This window comes from Microbacterium sp. P03, assembly GCF_043556235.1.
GTDB lineage: Bacteria > Actinomycetota > Actinomycetes > Actinomycetales > Microbacteriaceae > Microbacterium.
On record NZ_JBIGIM010000001.1, the window covers coordinates 646,653 to 666,482 of the forward strand.

General features: G+C 64.6%; 9 protein-coding genes. 6 read left to right on the forward strand and 3 right to left on the reverse strand.

Features of this window, described 5'->3' with window-relative positions; genetic code table 11:
* Positions 1-91 precede the first annotated feature (91 nt).
* From ACFXOO_RS03135 to ACFXOO_RS03145, 3 genes are read right to left on the reverse strand one after another with little or no spacing between them, the layout of a single operon-like run.
* The gene (locus ACFXOO_RS03135; RefSeq protein ID WP_394562741.1) at positions 92-601 is read right to left on the reverse strand and encodes a hypothetical protein; all 510 of its coding nucleotides are present in this window, start codon (positions 599-601) and stop codon (positions 92-94) included.
* A 58-nt stretch (positions 602-659) separates the two neighbouring features.
* The gene (locus ACFXOO_RS03140) at positions 660-1,175 is read right to left on the reverse strand and encodes a hypothetical protein (protein WP_394562742.1); all 516 of its coding nucleotides are present in this window, start codon (positions 1,173-1,175) and stop codon (positions 660-662) included.
* Complete coding sequence (locus ACFXOO_RS03145) at positions 1,172-2,233, reverse strand: sigma factor-like helix-turn-helix DNA-binding protein (RefSeq protein WP_394562743.1); 1,062 nt, start codon at positions 2,231-2,233, stop codon at positions 1,172-1,174. Before ACFXOO_RS03145 ends, ACFXOO_RS03140 begins: the two co-directional genes overlap by 4 nt.
* Before the next feature lie 283 nt (positions 2,234-2,516).
* Here ACFXOO_RS03145 and ACFXOO_RS03150 point away from each other — a divergent pair, with 283 nt between their 5' ends.
* Genes ACFXOO_RS03150 through ACFXOO_RS03175 form a run of 6 tightly spaced genes read left to right on the forward strand, consistent with a single transcriptional unit; the run spans position 2,517 to position 19,810 of the window.
* Complete coding sequence (locus ACFXOO_RS03150; RefSeq protein ID WP_394562744.1) at positions 2,517-3,920, forward strand: hypothetical protein; 1,404 nt, start codon at positions 2,517-2,519, stop codon at positions 3,918-3,920.
* Entirely contained in the window at positions 3,920-4,516 is a 597-nt protein-coding gene (locus tag ACFXOO_RS03155) for a hypothetical protein (protein WP_394562745.1), read from the forward strand. Before ACFXOO_RS03150 ends, ACFXOO_RS03155 begins: the two co-directional genes overlap by 1 nt.
* Positions 4,516-5,652: a hypothetical protein gene (locus ACFXOO_RS03160; protein ID WP_394562746.1), complete on the forward strand. Its 1,137-nt coding sequence runs from the start codon at positions 4,516-4,518 to the stop codon at positions 5,650-5,652. The genes ACFXOO_RS03155 and ACFXOO_RS03160 overlap by 1 nt, the downstream gene beginning before the upstream one ends.
* A gap of 15 nt (positions 5,653-5,667) precedes the next feature.
* The gene (locus ACFXOO_RS03165; protein ID WP_394562747.1) at positions 5,668-9,696 is read left to right on the forward strand and encodes an Eco57I restriction-modification methylase domain-containing protein; all 4,029 of its coding nucleotides are present in this window, start codon (positions 5,668-5,670) and stop codon (positions 9,694-9,696) included.
* A gap of 44 nt (positions 9,697-9,740) precedes the next feature.
* Complete coding sequence (locus ACFXOO_RS03170; protein ID WP_394562748.1) at positions 9,741-13,136, forward strand: SNF2-related protein; 3,396 nt, start codon at positions 9,741-9,743, stop codon at positions 13,134-13,136.
* Positions 13,133-19,810 carry a DUF4011 domain-containing protein gene (locus ACFXOO_RS03175; RefSeq protein WP_394562749.1) on the forward strand — a complete coding sequence of 2,226 codons (6,678 nt, stop codon included), beginning with the start codon at positions 13,133-13,135 and terminating at the stop codon, positions 19,808-19,810. Before ACFXOO_RS03170 ends, ACFXOO_RS03175 begins: the two co-directional genes overlap by 4 nt.
* The last annotated feature ends 20 nt before the right edge of the window (positions 19,811-19,830 follow it).

Consider the following 19,830-nt stretch of genomic DNA (forward strand, 5'->3'; position numbering starts at 1 on the left):
GCCTCGAAGGACAATGTCGCGGGCCGCGCCCGGCGACCAGAGCCGCTTCTAGGCATAAAGTGGCGGCGGTTCGCTTGAACATGCTCGCTGCCTAGATGCCGTGCGCCTGCCCACCGATGGCTTCCGCGATCCGCGGAGCGACCTCGGCTGAATTGGCGATTCCTTCGCTTGAGTTGAGCGTGAGGACCGCGTTGCCGTAGGCGATGTAGATGCCGCCGAATGAGTCGCTTGCCTCACCCCAGGTCGCGAGCGTGTCGGCATCAGGGAACACATTGATTCCGGCATCGAAGCCGTTGACCGTGATACCGAATCGTGCTTTCGCACCGGACATGCCGACCTCTGCGCGGACGGGCTCGGAGTGCGCGATCCCGAGCTCATCGAGGGTCGCTATAAACGCCTGGACAGACGCCTCGATGTCCGTCGGCGGCTCCGCGGGCGCCAGCGACTCTACGGGCGCCTGGGATTCCGGAGGACTCGCGGGAATCGATGCTGCTGACGTCTCCGGGGCTGTGTCTTCTGGGCTGCCGGTGCAGCCGACGAGCGCAAGCGCTGCGAACAGAGATACGGACGCAAGCGTGGCGGTCAATTTGCTGTGATTCATGGGTTTCCTTTTGTTGGCGTAGCAGGCGATCGGGATCGGCGTCCTGTTTCGAGGGCTCCTACTCATAGAGCGGCCGCGACATTCCCAGGTCGACGAGGGCGTCGTCCCGCTCGAGAACGATCCCGTCTCTCGCAGGGTCGATCCTCTCGGCCAGCAGGGCGAGTTGCGCGAGAGGGCCGGTGACGGCATCCATGTTTCCGCCCGGTGATCCGCCACCGCATTCGATCTCGCTCAGACCTTCGGGATCTTCGCCCAGGAGGCGCATGACGACGTCGGATGCGGAATCCCATGCCGTGTCGGCGGGGTATTCGCCCGCGTTGCCGTCGCTAAACCACTCCTCATAGTCGAAGTGATCGTCGGGAGACTGTGCGTCCTTATCGGCGTCGCCATTGAATGCGATGAACTGCTCCCAGTCGCCGTCATAGATCACAGCGACGAACTCGCGGAGAGTGGTGGCGCGCGAGAGTGTGCCGAACCGCGCCGCGGCCTCGGCGTCGATGACGATGCCCTCGAACCCCGCGTATGTCGCTGGCCCATATACAAGCCGCCGCGGCGGCAGCACGCTGTCTGTCATGCGGTCCTCTTCTCGCTCTCAATCAAAGTGTCCTCGGCCGACTCGAGTTCAGCAGCCGCGACCGAGCGCGGCGCCTTCCGGAGCGCCATGAGCCACGCGCCGTAATAGTTGCGGATGGAGGCCGGAGACGGGCGCCGGACGCCCAGCCCTGACTCGTTCTTTACCCACTGTCCGTAGCTGGCAAACGTCGGCTCGATGCCGAACTTGGATGCCGCGGAGATGAACTCGACGACCGCCTGCGCATAGTCCTGATCGCTGAAGATCAGAAGACCCTTCTGTCGACCCTTGGTGGCGAGCGAGAGCCCCATGGATTCGAGGGCGTCGTTCCATCCCTCGTAGCGCTTCATGAGGGTCTGGCGAGTGGGTGGCCACGGCTTCGCGCCCTTGGCTGAGGTCAACCCCATAGCGTCGAGTAGCTCCGCCCGCAGCTCGTTGTAGCGGCTCCCGGTCATCGTGAGGGTTGGATCGGCCACGGCCGCTCGTTGCGCTGCTCCGATCATTCCGAGGATCGTCGCGAGCTCGTCGGGGGTGACGGATGCCTTGACCAGGTGGTCGCCCAGCTCGTCAAGCAGATCTTGGGGGAGGTTCGCCGCGGCCCACTCGTAGTCGGGCTTCAGGCGCAGTTCCGACCCAAGCAGGTACCAGACGCCAGCCTCGAGGGCGATGTTAGAGAAGGTGTCGGTGCTGTTGTCTTGGTCGAAGACGATGTCTGACCCCTTCAGTGCATCCTCTGCCAGGTCGGTATTGATCGAGGGGAAGAGAGTCTTGATGCGAGCGATCGTGGCCGGTCGCGTGAAGCCTTGGTGGGCCAGATCTGAAGCCACCGGGCCGAACGACGCGAGGAATGACTCGCGAGCCTGCGTAGCCGCGGCGTCCTTCACTGCTTGACGGGCGGCCCGCGCTACCTTGGCGCCTGGTCCGCCAGCTTGCTCCCCGATCTGGCGGACCCGCTCCCGGGTGAGCCCCTCCTCGAGACCGATCGCTTCAAGGGTCGCGCCCTCGGTGTAGCGGGCGACGATGCGCTGGTCGCGCTCGCTCAGCTGTTTCTTCTCGTGCATTGTCTCTCATTCTCCGGAGTGGTCGTTTAACAACGTAGCCTATGCGCTAAGCAAAATACTACTGGTGCATAGAGCGACTCTTGTGGCATGCTCACTATGTCGGGCCGAAACGCTCGACGGAAGCACGACAACCTGCAGCCCTGGATGGGGGCGGCATTCAGTACACACAAGAAACCCGGCAGGGCTTCTGGAGGATCGCTGGTCGATCTGCAGCAGCACAAGCCGGCCTCGGGCCGGCTTTTCTGTTCCCAGAGGCTCCTTCTCGACAGAATGAGGAAGAGCAATGAATCAGAACATCAACGACGCAGCATCCTTCTCCGCGTTCCACGTGGTGATCAAGTTCGACAAGCTCGTCGAGCAGACCGTCGAGCGCATCACCCGCTTCTCGGGCTTCGTTCCCGCTCGGCACTTCGTGCCCGTGATCGACGTTCTCGACCTGGAAGCGAATCCGCGTTCTTCCAAGGTCGGTCAGGTGACGACGGCCATCCGTGAGTCGATCGAGAACACCCCGAACGATTTCCCCTTCAAGACGAAAGGGATCCTGCTCGGCGCATCGCAGTACCGCAAGCTCGATCGTGACCGCATCGGTGTGAACTTCGAGAAACGCAAGGTCGAGGGCATCCTCGATGGCGGCCACAACACGCTCGCGATCGGACTCCACGTCCTCGCGCTGGCGGGAGTGGCGGAGCCGAGGATCAAAAAGGTCAAGGTGTGGGACGACTTCCGCACGCTGTGGCATGAGCAGGCGGAGGCCGTCGATCAGCTGCGGGCGCGGGTGCGGGACGGAGAGACCACCGACCTCGACTTCCTCATTCCGGTGGAGCTCATCGTTCCGTCCGACCCCGATGACGAGGTCGTGACCGAAGAATTTGAGGCATCTCTGCTCGACATCTGCGCCGCACGCAACAACAACGTGCAGCTCAGGGTCGAGGCGAAGGCCAACAAGCGCGGCTACTTCGACGATCTCAAGCTGACGCTCCCCGCCTACATCAGCGAGCGCGTCGAGTGGCAGCAGGGCGACCCGAAGCCCGTGAAAGTCGCCGACATCGTCGCGCTGTCGTGGATTCCCCTGGCGATGCTTGACCCGATGCCGGCCGCCGACGACGGCAAGCCCGTGGTCGCCCCGCTGCCGCAGAACCTCTATCGCAACAAGGGCGACTGCGTCGTGCGCTTCGAGCGGCTCATGAGTTCGCCGGTGGTGACGACGGAGCGCGGCGCGATCGCCGAGCTGCGCAACGTTCCGGTCTTCAGCGCTCTGGCGATCGCCGGGCAGTTTCCCGAGCTCTACGAGCTGATCTACCGCAAGTTTCCCGAGGCGTACAACAAGAACGACGGCAAGTACGGCCGCATTACCGCCGTCAGCAAGATGAATCCCGCGAATGCGAAGACCAAGCCGCGCACTCGCTACACAGATCAGGAGGCGTCGTACGCGAGCCCCGAGGGCTACATCATTCCACTCGTCTACGGCCTGACGGCCCTGCTTGAGCGCCGCGACGACGGCACGATCGCGTGGAAGACCGACCCTACGACGTTCCTCAACGACAACCTCATTGAGATCGCAAAGAAGTACAAGGGGATCATGCAGATGATGGACTTCGACCCGCAGAAGATCGGCAAGTCGGGGGCGGCGTACGACGTGGTGCGGGATGCCTTCACGACACTCCTGCTCGCGGGGGCGGCAGCCTGATGCATGACGACATCGAGTTCAACGTCGGTCTTGTCGCGATCGCCATGCGTTCCGAGGACGTGAGCTTCCGTGGAGTCTCAGTATCGGCCGGCCGGGGCGGCGCTGAGCAAGACGGAAAGCTCCGGGAGGCCGTCATCGAGTCGAGCGACGGTCTCCGGATGACGATCGGATGCGCGATCTGGGAGGACGGATCGGCCGACGTACAGCCACTCGACTTTCTTGCCGGTCCGAACGAGTACCGCAGGCTGGAGGCAGCGGGCCGCATGACGCTCAACGAGACGACACCGGGCACGCGTGTTGCCCTGCTCCGGGCGCTGAAGTACGGCGAACGCGGCTACCCGAGTCTTGCCTCCGTGTCGTGGGGAGACCTCGATGAGTTGGCCGGTGCAGATGCTGCAGACCTGCTCGCTTCGCACGGCGCCCGGACCGGTGACTACGTCGTGCTCAGGCCTGAGGCGGGCAAGTATCGCGAGCACCCCGCTTTAGCGGTCACCGCCGAGGGGATTGAAGCGGTGTTCGCGGCGTTCGCGATCACGCGCGTGCTCCCGATCATGAAGGGCTTCGGCCGCGGCAGTGCGATGGAGGTGTTGCACTGATGAGCGGAGAAGCGTTCGTTATGGAGTATCCCGAAGGCAATACCTATGGAGAGGTCATGAAGGGGTACTTCTCCCTCATGCGGGGCTTCGGGATCGAGTTTGCCAACCGGAGCGACCGCGTGTTGGTGCCCGATCTGGGATCCCGTTGGTTTGATGAGTACGTGCAGCGCCGCAATGCAGAAGATCCTGCCCACGTCCGTCGACGCCAGTCGCCGGAGGACCCGAGTTTCTTCTTGGGGGAGTACCTTCGTGCGCCCGAGACCGTCTACCGACAGATCATTCCCAACACAGGAGATCTTCGAGTGGTCTCCAAGAAAATCGTCGACACGCGCAACACCTGGCTTCACTTCAGTGATGAGCCCTCAGTCTCGCAACTCAGGGACGCCGCTGACCTTGTCCGGCTGTTTGGAGTCAAGACGTCGATGGGCGTCGAGGCGCCCGCGGCGCGGATGATCAAGCGCATCGACCGCATTCGAACGGGTCAGTACCCTCCGACCGCTCCGGCACAGTCCGTCGCACCAGCTGCGGCGGTTGCCGCTCAGCCGACGGGTGGTGACGACGAGCCCCCGATTGAGATCCCTCTGGAGAAGATCGACCGCGCAAGCAGGCCTCCAATCGGTGCCATCTGGCGTGGGGATGTGCCTGAGAGGCGAGTCCGCGTTACTCGTACGCGCGATGTCGTCGACGTGGCGACCGGACGCTCTGTACGAACTGAGGTCGACGGCCCTCTCGCCGACAAGCTTCGGCAGTGGACGGCTGCGCGTCCGATGGGCGACCTCTGGATCGACGATGACGGCGCGGTCGGGGGGTTCATCGAGGGCCGGGAGCGCCTGCTGGGCTACACCGGACCCGATCCCGAGAGCGAGATCGCGCGAGGCTTCTTGGTGCGCCGCTACTACGACGTCGTGGCCGGACGACTTGTCGATATCGATTCGGGGTCGGCGCTCTCCGATATGGTCGCCAAGGGGGAAGTTGAGCAGGCGAAAGAGATCGAAGAAGCGATCACGGCAGCGGCTCAGCCGGGTGGCACCATCCGCGTGACCAACTACGGAGACGTGCTGTACATCGACGAGCAGGGGATGACGCGGGTTGCGGTGGCGACACCGCAGACCTGGTTTCCCGGACACCTGGGCTAGAGGACGAGAAGACGAATGACGCAGACGGACCAGCTCGAGCTCAGCGGCGCCAACACGATCTCGTGGAGCGCCTCTCTGCCCGAAGGCATCACGCCGATCGAGGTCGTCTTCGGCCACGACGATACGGGTGTCGGTGAAGTGCAGATCGCAGTGGCCACGGCAACGGTGCGGCCGACGAAGGCGATGATGGATGCCGCGTGGAAGACGCGTGGTCTCAACACCGCCATGCCGGTGCTCGTTGCGGCGGCGCACCGGGACGGGGTGTGGATCTACGACGGCAAGACGCTGCCGCGCGGCCCGTACTCTCGCGCCCAGGCGGAACGCCAGTTGCAGTCCGTGCTCGATGAACGTGACGTGCTTGCCGCACAGCAGCGCATCGTCGCGATCGAGCGTGCCTTCACCACGGATGGCGCGGCCGGATACTCGAACCACTTCCTCTTCGCGAGCTATCACCTGAGGGTGAACGTGCCTCGCCGCCCCGATTGGGCGACGGCGCAGGAAGCGGCTCAACCCATGCTGGCGACGCAGGGCAAGGCGCTCATCACGGCGCTCGGCTTCACCGCTGAGCCGGTCACCAACGCCTCGGGCTCTGCGCTGGTTCTGCGTGCTGAGTCGGGCTCGCGGCGAGCGATCGCGGTTCTGCTCGACGAGACTGAGCATTTCGACCAGAAGAGCCCGACCTATCAGTTGTCACCGGTGGCGCACGGACTCGAGCTCGCGGGGCGTGAAGAGGTGCCGTGGCTTATCGTGCTTCGCCAATCGACACTCCGCCTTTATCCGGGGCGCGATGGCGTGGGGGTCGGTCAGCGGGGACAGTCCGAGACGTACTTCGAACTCGATCTCTCATTGCTCGACCCCGATATTGCGGGGCTGTTGCCCCTGATCTTCTCGGCGGCTGCTCTGGAGAAGGGCGGCTCGGCCGACGAGATCCTCGATGGCTCGGGGCGGTACGCGGCCGAGCTCGGCGCGAACCTTCGAGACAGGGTCTACGAGCGTGTGGTGCCCCAGGTCGCGATTGCGATCGCTCAGCGTCTGCCGCAGCTGGGTGTCACGATCGACGCCGAGGGGCTCAAGGTTGCCTATGCGCTGACACTTCGCATCCTGTTCCGCATTCTGTTCCAGGCGTACGGCGAAGACAGCGAACTGCTACCGGCCGGTCGCAACGAGAACTACGACGCGAACTCGCTCCAGGCGTTCGTGAAACGGGCGATCACGACGGATGCCGCCGACTTCAGCAGCACCGCCTCGTCGATCTGGCTCGACCTCGTGCAGGTGTGGGACGCGATCTTCAACGGCAACGCGCAGTGGGAAGTGCCTGCCTACGGCGGCACCCTGTTCGACCCGGCGACAGACGAAGGAACGCTTCTCAAGAAGCTCGAGCTGCCCGACAGCGTGCTTGGGCCGGCGCTGCAGGCGATGCTCACCGAGATCACGGAGGACGGCACACCCGGCCCGGTGGATTTCCGCTCGCTGCAGGTGCGCGAGTTCGGCACGATCTATGAGGGACTCCTCGAGTCGTCTTTGTCGCTCGCCGATGGCGATCTGTCTCTCGATGCAAACGGCTCGTACGTTCCCGCCAAGGAGGGCGCTGAGATCGCCGCGCCCGCGGGCACTCCGTACTTTCATTCGGCATCGGGGGAAAGAAAGGCGACCGGCTCGTACTTCACGCCCAAGATCGTTGTTGACCACCTCATCGAGCGCTCCGTTGAGCCGTCACTCGCCGCGCATCTCGAGAAAGTGAAAGAGCTCGTCGAGGCCGGCAAGGAACGCGCTGCGGCGAGCCTGTTCTGGGACTTCCGGGTCGGAGATCTCGCCATGGGCTCGGCGCACTTCCTCGTTGCCGCGGTCGACAAGATCGAACGCGGAATGCGCGACTTTCTCACCATCACCGACATGCCGACCGTGCGCGCTGAGCTGGCACGACTGGCGAGCAAAGCTCGTGAGGCGCTCGGTGCCGATGTCGAAGCCGCCGATATGATCACCGAGGCGCAGTTGCTGCGCCGGCAGATCGCTCGCCGCTGCATCTACGGACTCGACATCAATCCTCTTGCGGTCGAGCTGTCGCGCCTGGCCCTGTGGATCCACACGTTCGTGCCGGGCCTGCCGATGTCGAGCCTCGACCACGGCCTCGTGCTCGGCAACTCGCTGACAGGCATCGGAACGATCGAGGAGGCTTTGGATGCGCTCGACCCGAAGCGCGCACCCGGGCAGGGCACCTTCTTTGACGACGTCATTCTGGACGAACTAGCCCGTGCGAAGACGCGTCTGGTCGATTTCGCCGCGGCGAGCGAAGCTGACAAGTCGGAGGTTGAAGCGGGAGCCAAGCTCCTCGCGGAGGCGAAGGCGGAAAGCGAGACCGTGCGTCGGATCTTCGACGCGGCAGTGGCCATGCGGATCGGGGATATTCCCGGTCGCGCAATTCTGACCGCGGAAGATCTTGAGGAGTTGGTCGATAGCCCGGCGGTAGCTGAGGCCGCGGAGCGGCTCACTCCGGCGCACATGCCTTACCTCTTCCCGGAGGTGTTTCTTCGCGAAAACTCTGGTTTCGACGTCCTCCTTGGGAACCCGCCGTGGGAGAAAGTGAAGATCGAAGAACATCAGTGGTGGGGTCTTCGGCTCCCCGGACTTCGAGCGATGTCGCAGGCAGAGAAGAAGTTGAAGCTCACCGCGTTCCAAGACGCTCGTCCTGATCTGATGGCGCAATACCTCGCCGACGTCGTGTCGACGGACGCGTTCCGTGCTGTCCTGGTCAAGGGACCTTACCCAGGGCTCGGCTCGGGCGGCGACCCGGATCTGTACCAGGCGTTCGCATGGAGATTCTGGCGCCTCACTCGGACGGGTGGCCGCGCCGCCAACGTACTTCCCCGCGGCGCACTGTCTGGATCCGCCCTCGCTGAGTGGCGGCGCGATGTGCTCGACAACGGTGCGTTCGCTGATGTTTGCTTTCTCGAAAACAGGGGCGAGTGGGTCTTCAAGCTCCCAAATGGCACCCGCCTCACTGTGGGGCTCACGGTAGTAGAGCGCGGAGGAGAGCACGTGGCGCGCTTCTGCGGACCCTTTTCGAGCGAACAGGAGTTCCTACGCGGCTCAGGCGACCTCTCTGAAGTTGACGCGAAGGAGTTCTTGTCGTGGTCGTCAACAGCTGCCTTCCCACTCATCCCGGACCCGACCTCAGCGGTCGTCTTCGCTCAGATGAAGGAGTCTCCTCGGTTCGACGCCGTCCGCGAGGACTGGGAGTTCCGGCCGACTACAGAGCTTCACTCCACCGCCGACAAGCGGTTCTACGATTTCAACGTCGCCGCGCCCCGGACGACTCAGGTGAAGGTGCTCGCTGGAGCTGCGTTCAACCTTTGGCAACCAGACTTCGCGACTGATCCGTACGCTCTCGCGGATCGTCACACGATTCGCGCGTATCTCACGGCGAAGGTCGTGAAGGCTGTGAAGTCGAATCGCTCGCCCTACCTCGGTCAAGTCTTTGTCGATGGCAAGCTACCGATGGACGCCGCGCGGATTGCGTTTCGCGACATCTCCCGGGCGACGGACACTAGAACCACGATCGTGGCACTGATGCCACCTGGTGTTGCCTTCACCGAGATGGCTCCTCTGGTCGTCAGGCGAAGAGGTGGCTACGACGCGGAAGCATTCTTGCTTGGCGTAATGTCAAGCATCCCGTTTGACTGGGCGAGCCGGCGATGGGTGGAGATGCACCTGAAGTACAACATCCTGAACGCGCTTCCCGTGCCGGTCTACTCCAATAGGGATCTTCTGCCCAGTCGCGTCGTCAAGATCGCTGGCCGTCTCGCAGCCGTCGACGAGCGCTACCGCGAGTGGGCCAAAGAGGTCGGCGTCGAAGTTGGTACCGCGAATGATGAACCGACGAAGTCCGATCTCATCGCCGAGCTCGACGCGCTGGTCTCGCTGCTATACGGGCTCAGCGAGGACCAAGTCGAGCACATCTTCGCGACGTTCCACCGCGGGTGGGACTACCAACCCCGCCTCGACGCCGTGCTTGCGCATTACGCCGCATGGAAGGACCAAGCATGACAGAGCAGCTCCCCGCGTTCGCAACCAACCGCATCGCACCGCCGATGACGGTCGCCGCCGAGATCAACCGGCTCTTCCGGGTGAACCGGGCGGCTCTCGCGGTGCCGCCGAGCGCCGCTATTGCCACGGCCTATCTCAACCCGGGCGGCTTTTTGCTTCTCGCCGACGAGCTGGAGAAGCTGCCGCGCATCCGGATCCTTCTCGGGGCCGAACCGATCCCCGACCCGCAGATCCGGCTCGAGACCGATCGCACGGCGACTGAGCGACTGCGGGCGGCGCTTTCCGACCACGACAGCTGGCTCAAAGCCGAGCGTGATTCGCTGGGCTTCGACTATAAGGCCACAGAATCAGCTCGGAGGCTCGTGGCCTGGCTGCGCGCCGCCGACGAGGCCGGAGAGCCGACGATCGAGATCCGGCGGTACACCCAAGGCTTCCTTCACGGCAAAGCCTTTATCAGCCACCACCCCACGCATCCGGCCTTCCTCGCGGGCTCGAGCAATCTCACTCTCGCGGGACTGACGCGCAACGCCGAACTCAATGTCGGCGACTCCGGCACGAACGGCTCAACCCCGCAGGTGATCGACTGGTTCGAGGAGTGCTGGGCCGATGGTGAGTTCTACGACCTCGCGGCGCTGTATGAACCTCTCTGGGGTGAGCACACGCCGTGGACGATCTTTCTGCGGATGCTGTGGGAGCGATACGGCGCGAACCTCGACGATGAGAAGGCCGGGCCAACCCGATTCGAGCTCACCCGATTTCAGGCCGACGGCGTCAAGCGCATGCGACGGCTCCTGGATGAAATCGGCGGGGTTCTCGTCGCCGACGAAGTCGGTCTCGGCAAGACCTTCCTTGCACTGGAGGTGATCGCCGCCGCGACCGAGGAGCGTCGCCAACGTGTGGTGATTGCGGCGCCCGCCGCGTTGAAGTCGAGCGTGTGGGAGCCGATCCTTGAGCAGTACGACATGAGCCGACGCGTGAAGGTGTACTCCTACGAGGAAATCCGCAACCGGATGAACCCGGAGCACCCGCACCACAACGAATTTTATGACAATGCCGAAGATGCGGCGCTCATCATCGTGGACGAGGCGCACAACCTGCGAAACGCCAGCGCTGCGCGATCGGAGGCGCTGGACAAGATCATCCTCGCGGGCAAGCACCCCAAGAAAGTCGTACTGCTCACTGCCACCCCCGTCAACAACTCCCTGATCGACCTCGAGACGCTCGTGAAGTACTTCGTGCGTGACGACGCGCGGTTCGCCGCGATCGGCATTCCGTCGATCCGTCAGTACATCCGCGAGGCGCAGAAGCTCGATCCCGACGCACTGACACCCGGGCACCTCTTCGACCTCATGGATCAGGTCTCGGTTCGCCGCACTCGCCGCTTCGTGAAAGAGAATTATCGGGGCGAGACCGTGCCCGGCCCCGGCGGCAAGCGGATCCTCGTCGAGTTCCCCGACGCCAGCGTGCGACGGGTGGACTACGAGCTGGATGAAGTCGGCGAAGCGCTCGTCGACGCGGTGACGTACGGCCTGCACATTCCCGAGGAGGAGGCGCACGCAGCGTCCTTCACTGTTCGACGAGAAGATGAGCGTCGTCTCCTTCTCGCGCGGTACGCGCCGAGCGCGTACCTGAAGAGCGCGCGGCTTGACGGCACCCAGGTGACCAACATGGGTCTGCTTCGATCGGCGCTCTTGAAGCGTCTGGAATCATCTCCGCGCGCACTGGCAAGCACCCTCGGAGTGCTGATCTCCACGCATGAGGCCTTCGTGTCTGCACTCGGAAACGGGTACGTGCTGATCGGCGGCGCGCTTCGCGACTATGTCAACTCTGAGTCGGAAGAGCTCGACGAGATCGTCGAGGGCCTTGATCACGACACCGAGCATCAAGCGACGCCGGTGAGCGAGTACCACGCCGACCTGCTGCGATACGACGTCGAGCGCGACCTGGTTCTCCTGCGCTATATGCAGACCCTCGCGATCGCGGCAGCGCATGGTGACGAACCCAAAGCGAAGACGCTGATCACCGAACTCGGCGTGATTGCGACGGCGGCGGCTCCCGTGAGCCCGAGGGGAATCTCGTCTTCTGATCGACGAAAGGTCATCGTCTTCTCGACCTACGCGGACACCATTCGCGAAGTTCACGAACGGCTGACGGCGGCCCTCGATGCGGCGGGCGAGGACCACCCGCTCGCGCCGTATCGAGGCCGACTCGCACCGGCGATTATCGGTGAGTACGCGTCGGGTAAGACCGGCGGGGTCAGTCAGGCATCGCGTGCGGCGGCCATCGCCGCGTTCGCCCCGCGCACGGCCGGGCGCCTGGACAGTGACGGCAAACCGATGGTGGCGGATGAGTACGACATTCTCCTCACGACCGACGTTCTCGCCGAGGGCGTCAACCTGCAGCAGGCCGCGGAAATCATCAACTACGACCTGCCGTGGAACCCGATGCGTATCGTTCAGCGACACGGACGCGTCGACCGCATCGGCAGTGAACATCCAGAGATCCACCTCGGGGTGTTCTTCCCGACGGAGCATCTCGATGAGTTCCTGCATCTTGAGCGGACCCTCACGCGGAAGCTCAAGCAGGCGGATGCCGCCGTGGGTACGGGCGTAGTTCTGCCCGGCGTGTCAGCCTTTCCACCTCAGGACCATTACGACCCCGACCTCATCGCCCACGAGATCCAGATCCTGGTCAACGAGGGCGGGGGATCGGCCGCCGGATCGGGCGAGGAGTATCGTCGGCGGCTCGCCAACGCGCTTGCCGATGACAACAATCTTCGGACCAGCCTCGAGGAATTGCCTCATGGAGTGGGCAGCGGGTTCGAGAGCCAGACTGTGCAGGGAAATGTCTACGTTCTCTGCATGCGCATGGGCGAAGGCCCCGACGCCAAGGTCTGGTTCCGCAATGTCTACGCGGACGCGCAGTGGAATGTGGTGCTCGGCGAAGACGGCCGGGCGATCGTCGAGGACGACACGTTGGGGTCGCTCGTCGCCGCCGACCCGGGGCGACCCGATCGCGAACGAGCGCTTTCAGATCAGGCGTTCCGGAGTGCATACGATGCGTGGGATGTGGCGCGCGCGCACGCTCACGCGGAGTGGATGAGGAGCACCGACCCGAACGCGATGACCGCAGCATTGCCGCGTGCATTTCGCGATGCTGCCGATATTGTCTTCGCGCACGGAGCGTACCTCGGCGGGCCTAAGCAGGGAGAGCTGCTTCGCCGGCTCAAGTCTGTTCCGAGCACAAAGGCGAAGAACGCCGTCCGCCACGCGCTGCTCGAGGAAGGGTCGCCGAAAGAGCAGGTCGAGAGAATCATTGCTGTGCTCGACAGATTCGGGATCCAACCCGCTGCGAAGGTTGAGCCCCTCCCGGTGATCAGTCCGGATGACGTCAGACTGATCGCGTGGTTGGCGGTAACGGGCACAAAGGGGAGCGAGTGACTAACCTGGATGGAACGCGGGCGGAGCTGAACACGGAGCTGGCGCTGCGGGTCTTCGAGTTCAGCGCGACCAGGCAGGGGCGAGTCGACCTCGTCAGCGACCAATCGCGCGGCTGGCTCGCACTCGAGGAGCCTCAGAGCACTTTCGCGTTCGCGGAAGTGGACGGCGATGAGTTGCGGATCCTTCCCTTCCTTGGTGACACTGCGCTTGCCCTCACGCAGCCGTATGTGCGCTCGGTCGAACCGTCGTGGCTCGAGGGCGCTAACGAGATCGTTATCGACGGAACTGTTGCTTTCGGCGTTGCGGACGTCAGCGAGATCGAGCGTTACCTCGACGAGGCGCTCGACTACTGGCACGGAACAGTGCAACCTATACCTCTGTCGGTGGAACAATCGGCGGATCAGCCCGTGGAGCTCGAGCCCAGCGTGGACCCGGGTTTTACCGATGTGCTTGAGGAACAGATGGGCGCTGCTGACTCCACGCCGCCGCAGCCGATGATCGTCGCGCACCTTCGCGCCGACGTCAGCCCGCAGTGGTCGTGGGCGTCGGCGAACGCCCGGATTCCTCAGATCACTGACATCGTGGTCGAGCTCGCAGAACCCGTCGAACGCGCTCGCATCACCGTCACGCTTCGCGATGCCGACATCGTGTTCGGAACCAGGGTGGTGCACGACGGGCCCTTGCCCGCCGGCGTCAGCCGCATGAAGGAAGTCCACGTTCCCCTTTCTGCTCGCGTGATGTCGCAAGTTGACGACCGCCGGGGCGCAATGTGCGTAACAGTGCTGGAGATTGACTCGCATCCGGTGGCGCGCGCCGACGAAGCCGTCGACGTTCAGCCGCGAGACCTCTGGAACATGATCGGTGACCCGCTCAGGTCGGCTCAGGGTCGAGTGCGCGGCGGAGACCTTGCGCGGTCGCTCCTTGCGTCGTTTGTGCGTCCGAACCATCCCGCCGTGAAAGAGATCGCGCGTGAGGCAGCCGATATGCGCGGAAAGCTGTTCGGCGAGGCCTCTTTCCACGCGTTCCAGATGGCCGACGATCAATCGCCTCAAGCCGTCGAGGCATCCATCACCTCGATATACGAGGCAATCCGCGCACGCAAGATTGCTTATTCCGATCCGCCACCCGGATGGGATTATCAGGATGTCGGCCAGCGAATTCGTGACCACGGTGACGTCGCGGGTGGCGGGCTAGCCACCTGCCTCGATACGACGGTGCTGACGGCGGCGGTCATCGAAGATGTCGGCCTCCTCCCCGTCCTCCTGCTCATTCCCGGTCACATCTTCATCGGATACTGGCGGAACGATCCGGGCAAGAGCGGAACCGCCGAAGCGAGCGACGCCACGGATTGGTACCCGCGGCGGGCGGTCGTCACCGATGTGACCCGAATAGCAAACCTCGTCGCGGCCGGGCGTCTCGGGCTGATCGAAACGACCGCACTCACGGTTGATAAGAACGGCAACGCTGATAGGGCCCGCGCAGAAGCAAAAAACGATCGGTTCGCGGGTGCTGTAGCTGAAGGCGATGTCACCCTGATCGATGTCGCGGCGGCTCGCAGGCTCGGAGTGTCACCTCTCCCTGCCGTGACAGAACGGCCGGACGGCGTCACCGAGATCTTCGAGTACCGCGTCGACGCACCCGCTGCCGTCACCGTGGTCGATTCGGAGGCGCCTGAAGCTGTCGTGCGCGAGCGCCGAGTCGATATGCATCCGCCTCGCTATCGCACGTGGAAGTCGTCGTTGTTCAGCCCGACCGCGACGAATGCGCTGCTCAATCTCGGAAGTAACGCGCGGGTTCAACCGCTCGTATTGCCGTCGAAGAGTCTGGGCGAGCTGGAAGACATGCTCAATCAGGACAAGACGTTCAGCGTCCACAGCGCCTTCGATCTGCCCGAAGTCTGGGCAGCGCGCGGACCGGTCAACGCACGGCAGCTTCTCGAGTCAGGCGACCCCGAGGACGAGGCGAGCCTTGAGGCCGCCCTGCGAGACCGCATGGTCTACGTTCAGCGAATCGGGCGCGCCGAAGACGAGTTGAGAGCGATCTCTGAATCCGTCACCATTCGCGAGCTCCGCTCCATGGCGCACAACGCGAAGACCGCGCGCGAAGAGCGCGGAATGAATCCGCTGTACCTCTGTCTCGGTATCCTTCGATGGACACACTCACCCGGCAAGCTGGCCGATGCGCCTCTGATCCTCGTGCCCGTCAATCTCGTCGGTGTGCGTGGGGGCAAGGAGTTCTCGCTGTCGTTGGACGCGACGCAGCAGACCACGACCAACGCCGCCCTGATCGAGTGGTTGCGCCGCGAGCACGGCGTGACGATTCCCGGACTCGTCGAACCGATCTCTGACCGAGCGGGTATTGACGTCGACGCCGTCATCACCGAGGTCCGCAACGCCCTCATCGGTCATCAGGGCACGCTCGACGCCCAGGTGCTCGCCGAGGCGCGGCTCGCCACGCTCGATCTGTCGGCGTTCCGCATGTGGCAAGACCTCAACGCCCACGCAGACGGGTTCCTCGAGCGACCCCTCGTTCGCCACTTGGTCGAGACACCGACTGAAGAGTTCCAGGATGCCGCGGCCGCGGCATCCGCTGAGTTGACGGCTGACGAGATTGAGATTCTCGAGACCCCGATTCCCGCCGACTCGACACAAAAGCGTGCAGTGATGTGGGCCAAGCAAGGCCGCACGTTCGTGCTGCAGGGCCCACCCGGAACGGGCAAGTCACAGACGATCACAAACATGGTCGCCGAGTGCGTTCTCGAGGGGATGCGGGTGCTTTTCGTCGCGGAGAAGGGCACCGCGCTCGCCGTCGTGCAGCGGCGGCTGGAGTCGATCGGTCTCAGCCCGTTCACGCTTAATCTGCATCACGAGGGCTCGAACTCCGTCGAGGTGCGGGCATCGCTACAGCGTGCGCTGACGGCCAGCGTCACCCCCGACGCGATCGCGATCGAGAGCGCCCGCCGGCGACTACGGAACGCGCGATTCGAACTGACGCAATACCCGACCTCACTGCACTCCCGCAACGCCGCTGGACACTCCGCGTACAGCGCGCACGACGAGCTGATCGTTCTCGGCGACGGGCCTGTGATTTCGGTGCCCGTCGAGTCCGTCGCCCACCATGCTGAGAGCCTCGCCGCGGTTCGCAGCACGTTCGAAGACCTCCAGAGGTGGACCAGTGCCGCGGGGGTGCGGCGCGATCACCCCTGGCGTCTCGCTGGAGTCGGCGCGAACGATCCGATCGATGTCGAGGTGGTACGCGCCGCAATCGCCGCCATTCAAGATGGCTTGCGCTGGGCAGAAACTGCGCCGGCGGAGTTGAAGGCGGCACTGGCCGACGTCACGCATCCGCGTCAACTCGATGCGCTTGTGCGCGCGGCGAACCCAGTCTTGCCTCGCGGTGTGGAGCTGGGGCAAGTCCTTGACTCGCAGTGGGTGCAGGGCGCGCCCGGTACCGTCACCGCCTGCGAGAAGTCCGCCGAGGGGTGGCGGCCGCGGCTGCGCGGATTCCCGCACAGCGTGATTGACCTCGACCTGCCTTCGATCGCCGCCGCGTTCGACGCTGCGACCGAATCGGGTTTCCTGGGTCGAAAGGGTCGCGTGGAAGCCGCGCTCGCGCCGCTGGCCGCGCTCGCCCCCGCAGAACTGGATGTGACTGCAGCATCCGCGCCGGCGCTGCTCGGCGACCTCACCGCCGTGCGCGACGCCGCGGCGCAGATCCGCGCATCGATTGCCTCCGTGCCTGGCCTCGCCGGCGCCGTCCCCACCAACCCCTTCGCGCCGGATGCGCTGGCATCCGCTCGTGCGCGCGTTGCCGAGCTCGCTGCCGCGGCATCCGGTCTTCGAAGCTCAGACGAGTGGACGCCGCGGGTGACGGCCCTCGCGGCGGCCGGTCACCTCGATGGGCAGCTCGCCCGCATCGTCGCATTCGCGGAGGCCTGGAGCACACTGCTTCGCGAGCTCGCCGTGCAAGACGACGACTACGCCGTGTGGCTCGCGGGCCGATCTCTCATCCAGGCAGCCGAACACCACGCGGACGACTGGAAGCGGGATGCCGAATACCAGCGCCTGCTGGGACTGCAGCAGTGGTGCGCCCTCGCGCGCCGGCTGGAGTGCATGCACGACGCCCGGCTGGGTGACGCCCGCGCGCAGCTTCTCGGGGGCGTCATGTCGCCGGATGTCGCCGAAGACGCCCTGGCCCGCGGAGTTGCGCAGGCCTCGCTGAGCGAGCGCATCCGATCTGCCGGACTCGACCGTTTTGACGCGGTCGCCCATGACCAGCGGGTTGAGGCGTACGCCGAAGCGCAGTCGGAGGTGCGCACCCAATGGATCACGGATGCTCCCTCGCGTCTGCTGGAGCGCCGCGGTGGATCAGGGCAGGGTGCGCGCACCGGAGGCCTTGCCCGCGAACTCGAGAAGACGACGCGTCGCCTCGGAACCCGCGCGATCCTGCGCAAATTCGGTGATGCCGTTCAAGAGCTGACCCCGCTCGTGCTCGCCAGCCCCGCGTCGGTCGTCGACCTGATCGATCCCGAGCTGATGGAGTTCGATCTCGTGATCTTCGACGAAGCATCGCAGATCACCGTGCCGGAAGCGATCGGCGCTCTCGGCCGCGCACGGGCGGCGATCATCGTCGGCGACAGCAAGCAGATGCCCCCGACCCGTCGTGTCGGCGGCGGCGCACACGACGAGGAGATCGACGACGCGCAGGCCGACGAGATCCTCGAAGATCAAGAGTCGATCCTGTCAGAGTGCGAACTCGCGCGCGTTGCCACGCTCAGTCTCAACTGGCATTACCGCAGCCAGGACGAGCAGCTCATCGCCTTCAGCAATCGCAAGTACTACAAGGGCGATCTGAGCAGCTTCCCCACTCCGACGCTTCTCTCCTCGGAGACCGGCATTGAGTTCCGTCGCGTGGCGATGCCCGACGCAGACGCGCACCGGTCTGCTGAGGGGTACAAGCGAAAGCCCGACGGCTATGTTGACGGTCGCTACTTGCGTGCGGGAAGCACGGGGATTGATCTCGGCAACGACATCCGGGCAGGCGCGAACACCAATCCGGCCGAGGCGATCGCGATCGTGAAGGCCGTGGGCGAGCTCATTGCGGAGGCGGGAGACAACCCGCCCTCGATAGGCATTGTGACGTTCAATGAACCGCAGCGCGAGTTGATCGAGGATCTGCTTATCGCGAGCGGCGACCGCGGCATCGCGGCGGCCATGGACGAGAACAAGACTGGGCGCAGCGACGTCCTGTTCGTGAAGGCGCTCGAACAGGTGCAGGGCGACGAGCGCGACATCATCGTCTTCTCCGTCGCCTTCTCGAAGCAGGCCAACGGCAAGATCCCCACCAACTTCGGACCACTGTCCAACAGTGGAGGCGAACGTCGACTCAATGTCGCGATCACCCGTGCCCGCCGCAAAGACATCGTGTTCTGCAGCTTCGACCCATCAGAGCTCGACGTGGCGGGCTCGGCGTACGACGGGCCCAAGCACTTCAAGGAGTTCCTTCTCGACGCGGCGCGCGGCACTGCCGTCGGGGTCGACACTCCCGGTCGGGTCGCGATTCGAGATCGACACCGAGACGACATCGCCGAGGCATTGCGGGCCGCAGGGCTTCACGTGATGACGGACGTGGGGATGTCGAACTTCCGCCTCGACCTCGTGTTGGCACGGGCAGAGCCCCCGACGCGACCGATTCTCCCGGTGCTGCTTGACGGCGAGAGCTGGACCCGGCGAACGACCGTTTCCGACCGCGACGTGCTGCCCCTCGAAGTGCTCGAAGGCCTGATGGGATGGCCCGCGGTCGCTCGCATCTGGTGGCCGATGTGGATGCAGAATCGCGACCTCGTCGTCTCGCAGGTGCTCGAGCAGGTCGCGGCTGCCGAATCGGCCTTCGCGGTGCCCGTGATAGTGCCGGAGGTGTCGCCGGCGGTGGTTGCGGATGCCGTTCCAGCGGTGGTCGGGGATGCCGTGGCGGTTGCTTCTTCGGCTCGCGTGCTCGCCGATCACGCGCCGTCGGCTTCGGCATCCGATGTCTCGTCCACGCCGTTCGTCCCCGCAGTCCCCGAGTTCGATCTGCCACCGGTCGTGCCCGCAGGATCCGAGATGGACTCGCACCCGGCCGTGCCCGCCGCATCCGCACATCCTGCCCGCGCGGGGACTTTCGTGCCTGCGCATACGAGCGTCGTGGGTGCGCGTGACACGCTGGACGAGCTGGCGCGGCGCTCTGCGGTGGCGAAGGTGCGCGAACAGATCGCCGACGTGATCGAGGCCGAGGGGCCGGTGGAGTTGGGGCGGCTCACTCGAATCGTCGCTCGACGCTTCGGTCTCAACGCGGTGCGCACCGCACGCGCGGAAGAGATCTCAAAGCTCGTTCCTCGTGACCGGGTGAAAAAGGACCGACTCGGAGTCTTCGCCTGGCCGGAAGGGCTCGACCCTCAGACGTGGACCGGGTATCGGTCCGTCGACAAGGCCGGCTCTCGGTCGTTGGAAGAGATCGCGCCGGAAGAGATCGCGAACGCGATGCAGGCGGTGCGCCGACTCGCGCCGCGGCTCGACGAGGAAGCGGTCCTTCGTCGCACGGCCGAGATCTTCGGAATTGTTCGGCTTGGCGCGCATGTCAAGTCCCGTCTCACTGCGGTGTATCAGCGACTGCCTGACGCCCCCTTCGACGAGTAGTATGCGTTACGCATAGCCGA

What these genes read in the sequence shown, in the direction of transcription:
- ACFXOO_RS03135 (WP_394562741.1), bottom strand. Translation starts at nt 601, where the DNA reads ATGAATCACAGCAAATTGACCGCCACGCTTGCGTCCGTATCTCTGTTC.
- ACFXOO_RS03140 (WP_394562742.1), bottom strand. Translation starts at nt 1,175, where the DNA reads ATGACAGACAGCGTGCTGCCGCCGCGGCGGCTTGTATATGGGCCAGCG.
- ACFXOO_RS03145 (WP_394562743.1), bottom strand. Translation starts at nt 2,233, where the DNA reads ATGCACGAGAAGAAACAGCTGAGCGAGCGCGACCAGCGCATCGTCGCC.
- ACFXOO_RS03150 (WP_394562744.1), top strand. Translation starts at nt 2,517, where the DNA reads ATGAATCAGAACATCAACGACGCAGCATCCTTCTCCGCGTTCCACGTG.
- ACFXOO_RS03155 (WP_394562745.1), top strand. Translation starts at nt 3,920, where the DNA reads ATGCATGACGACATCGAGTTCAACGTCGGTCTTGTCGCGATCGCCATG.
- ACFXOO_RS03160 (WP_394562746.1), top strand. Translation starts at nt 4,516, where the DNA reads ATGAGCGGAGAAGCGTTCGTTATGGAGTATCCCGAAGGCAATACCTAT.
- ACFXOO_RS03165 (WP_394562747.1), top strand. Translation starts at nt 5,668, where the DNA reads ATGACGCAGACGGACCAGCTCGAGCTCAGCGGCGCCAACACGATCTCG.
- ACFXOO_RS03170 (WP_394562748.1), top strand. Translation starts at nt 9,741, where the DNA reads ATGACGGTCGCCGCCGAGATCAACCGGCTCTTCCGGGTGAACCGGGCG.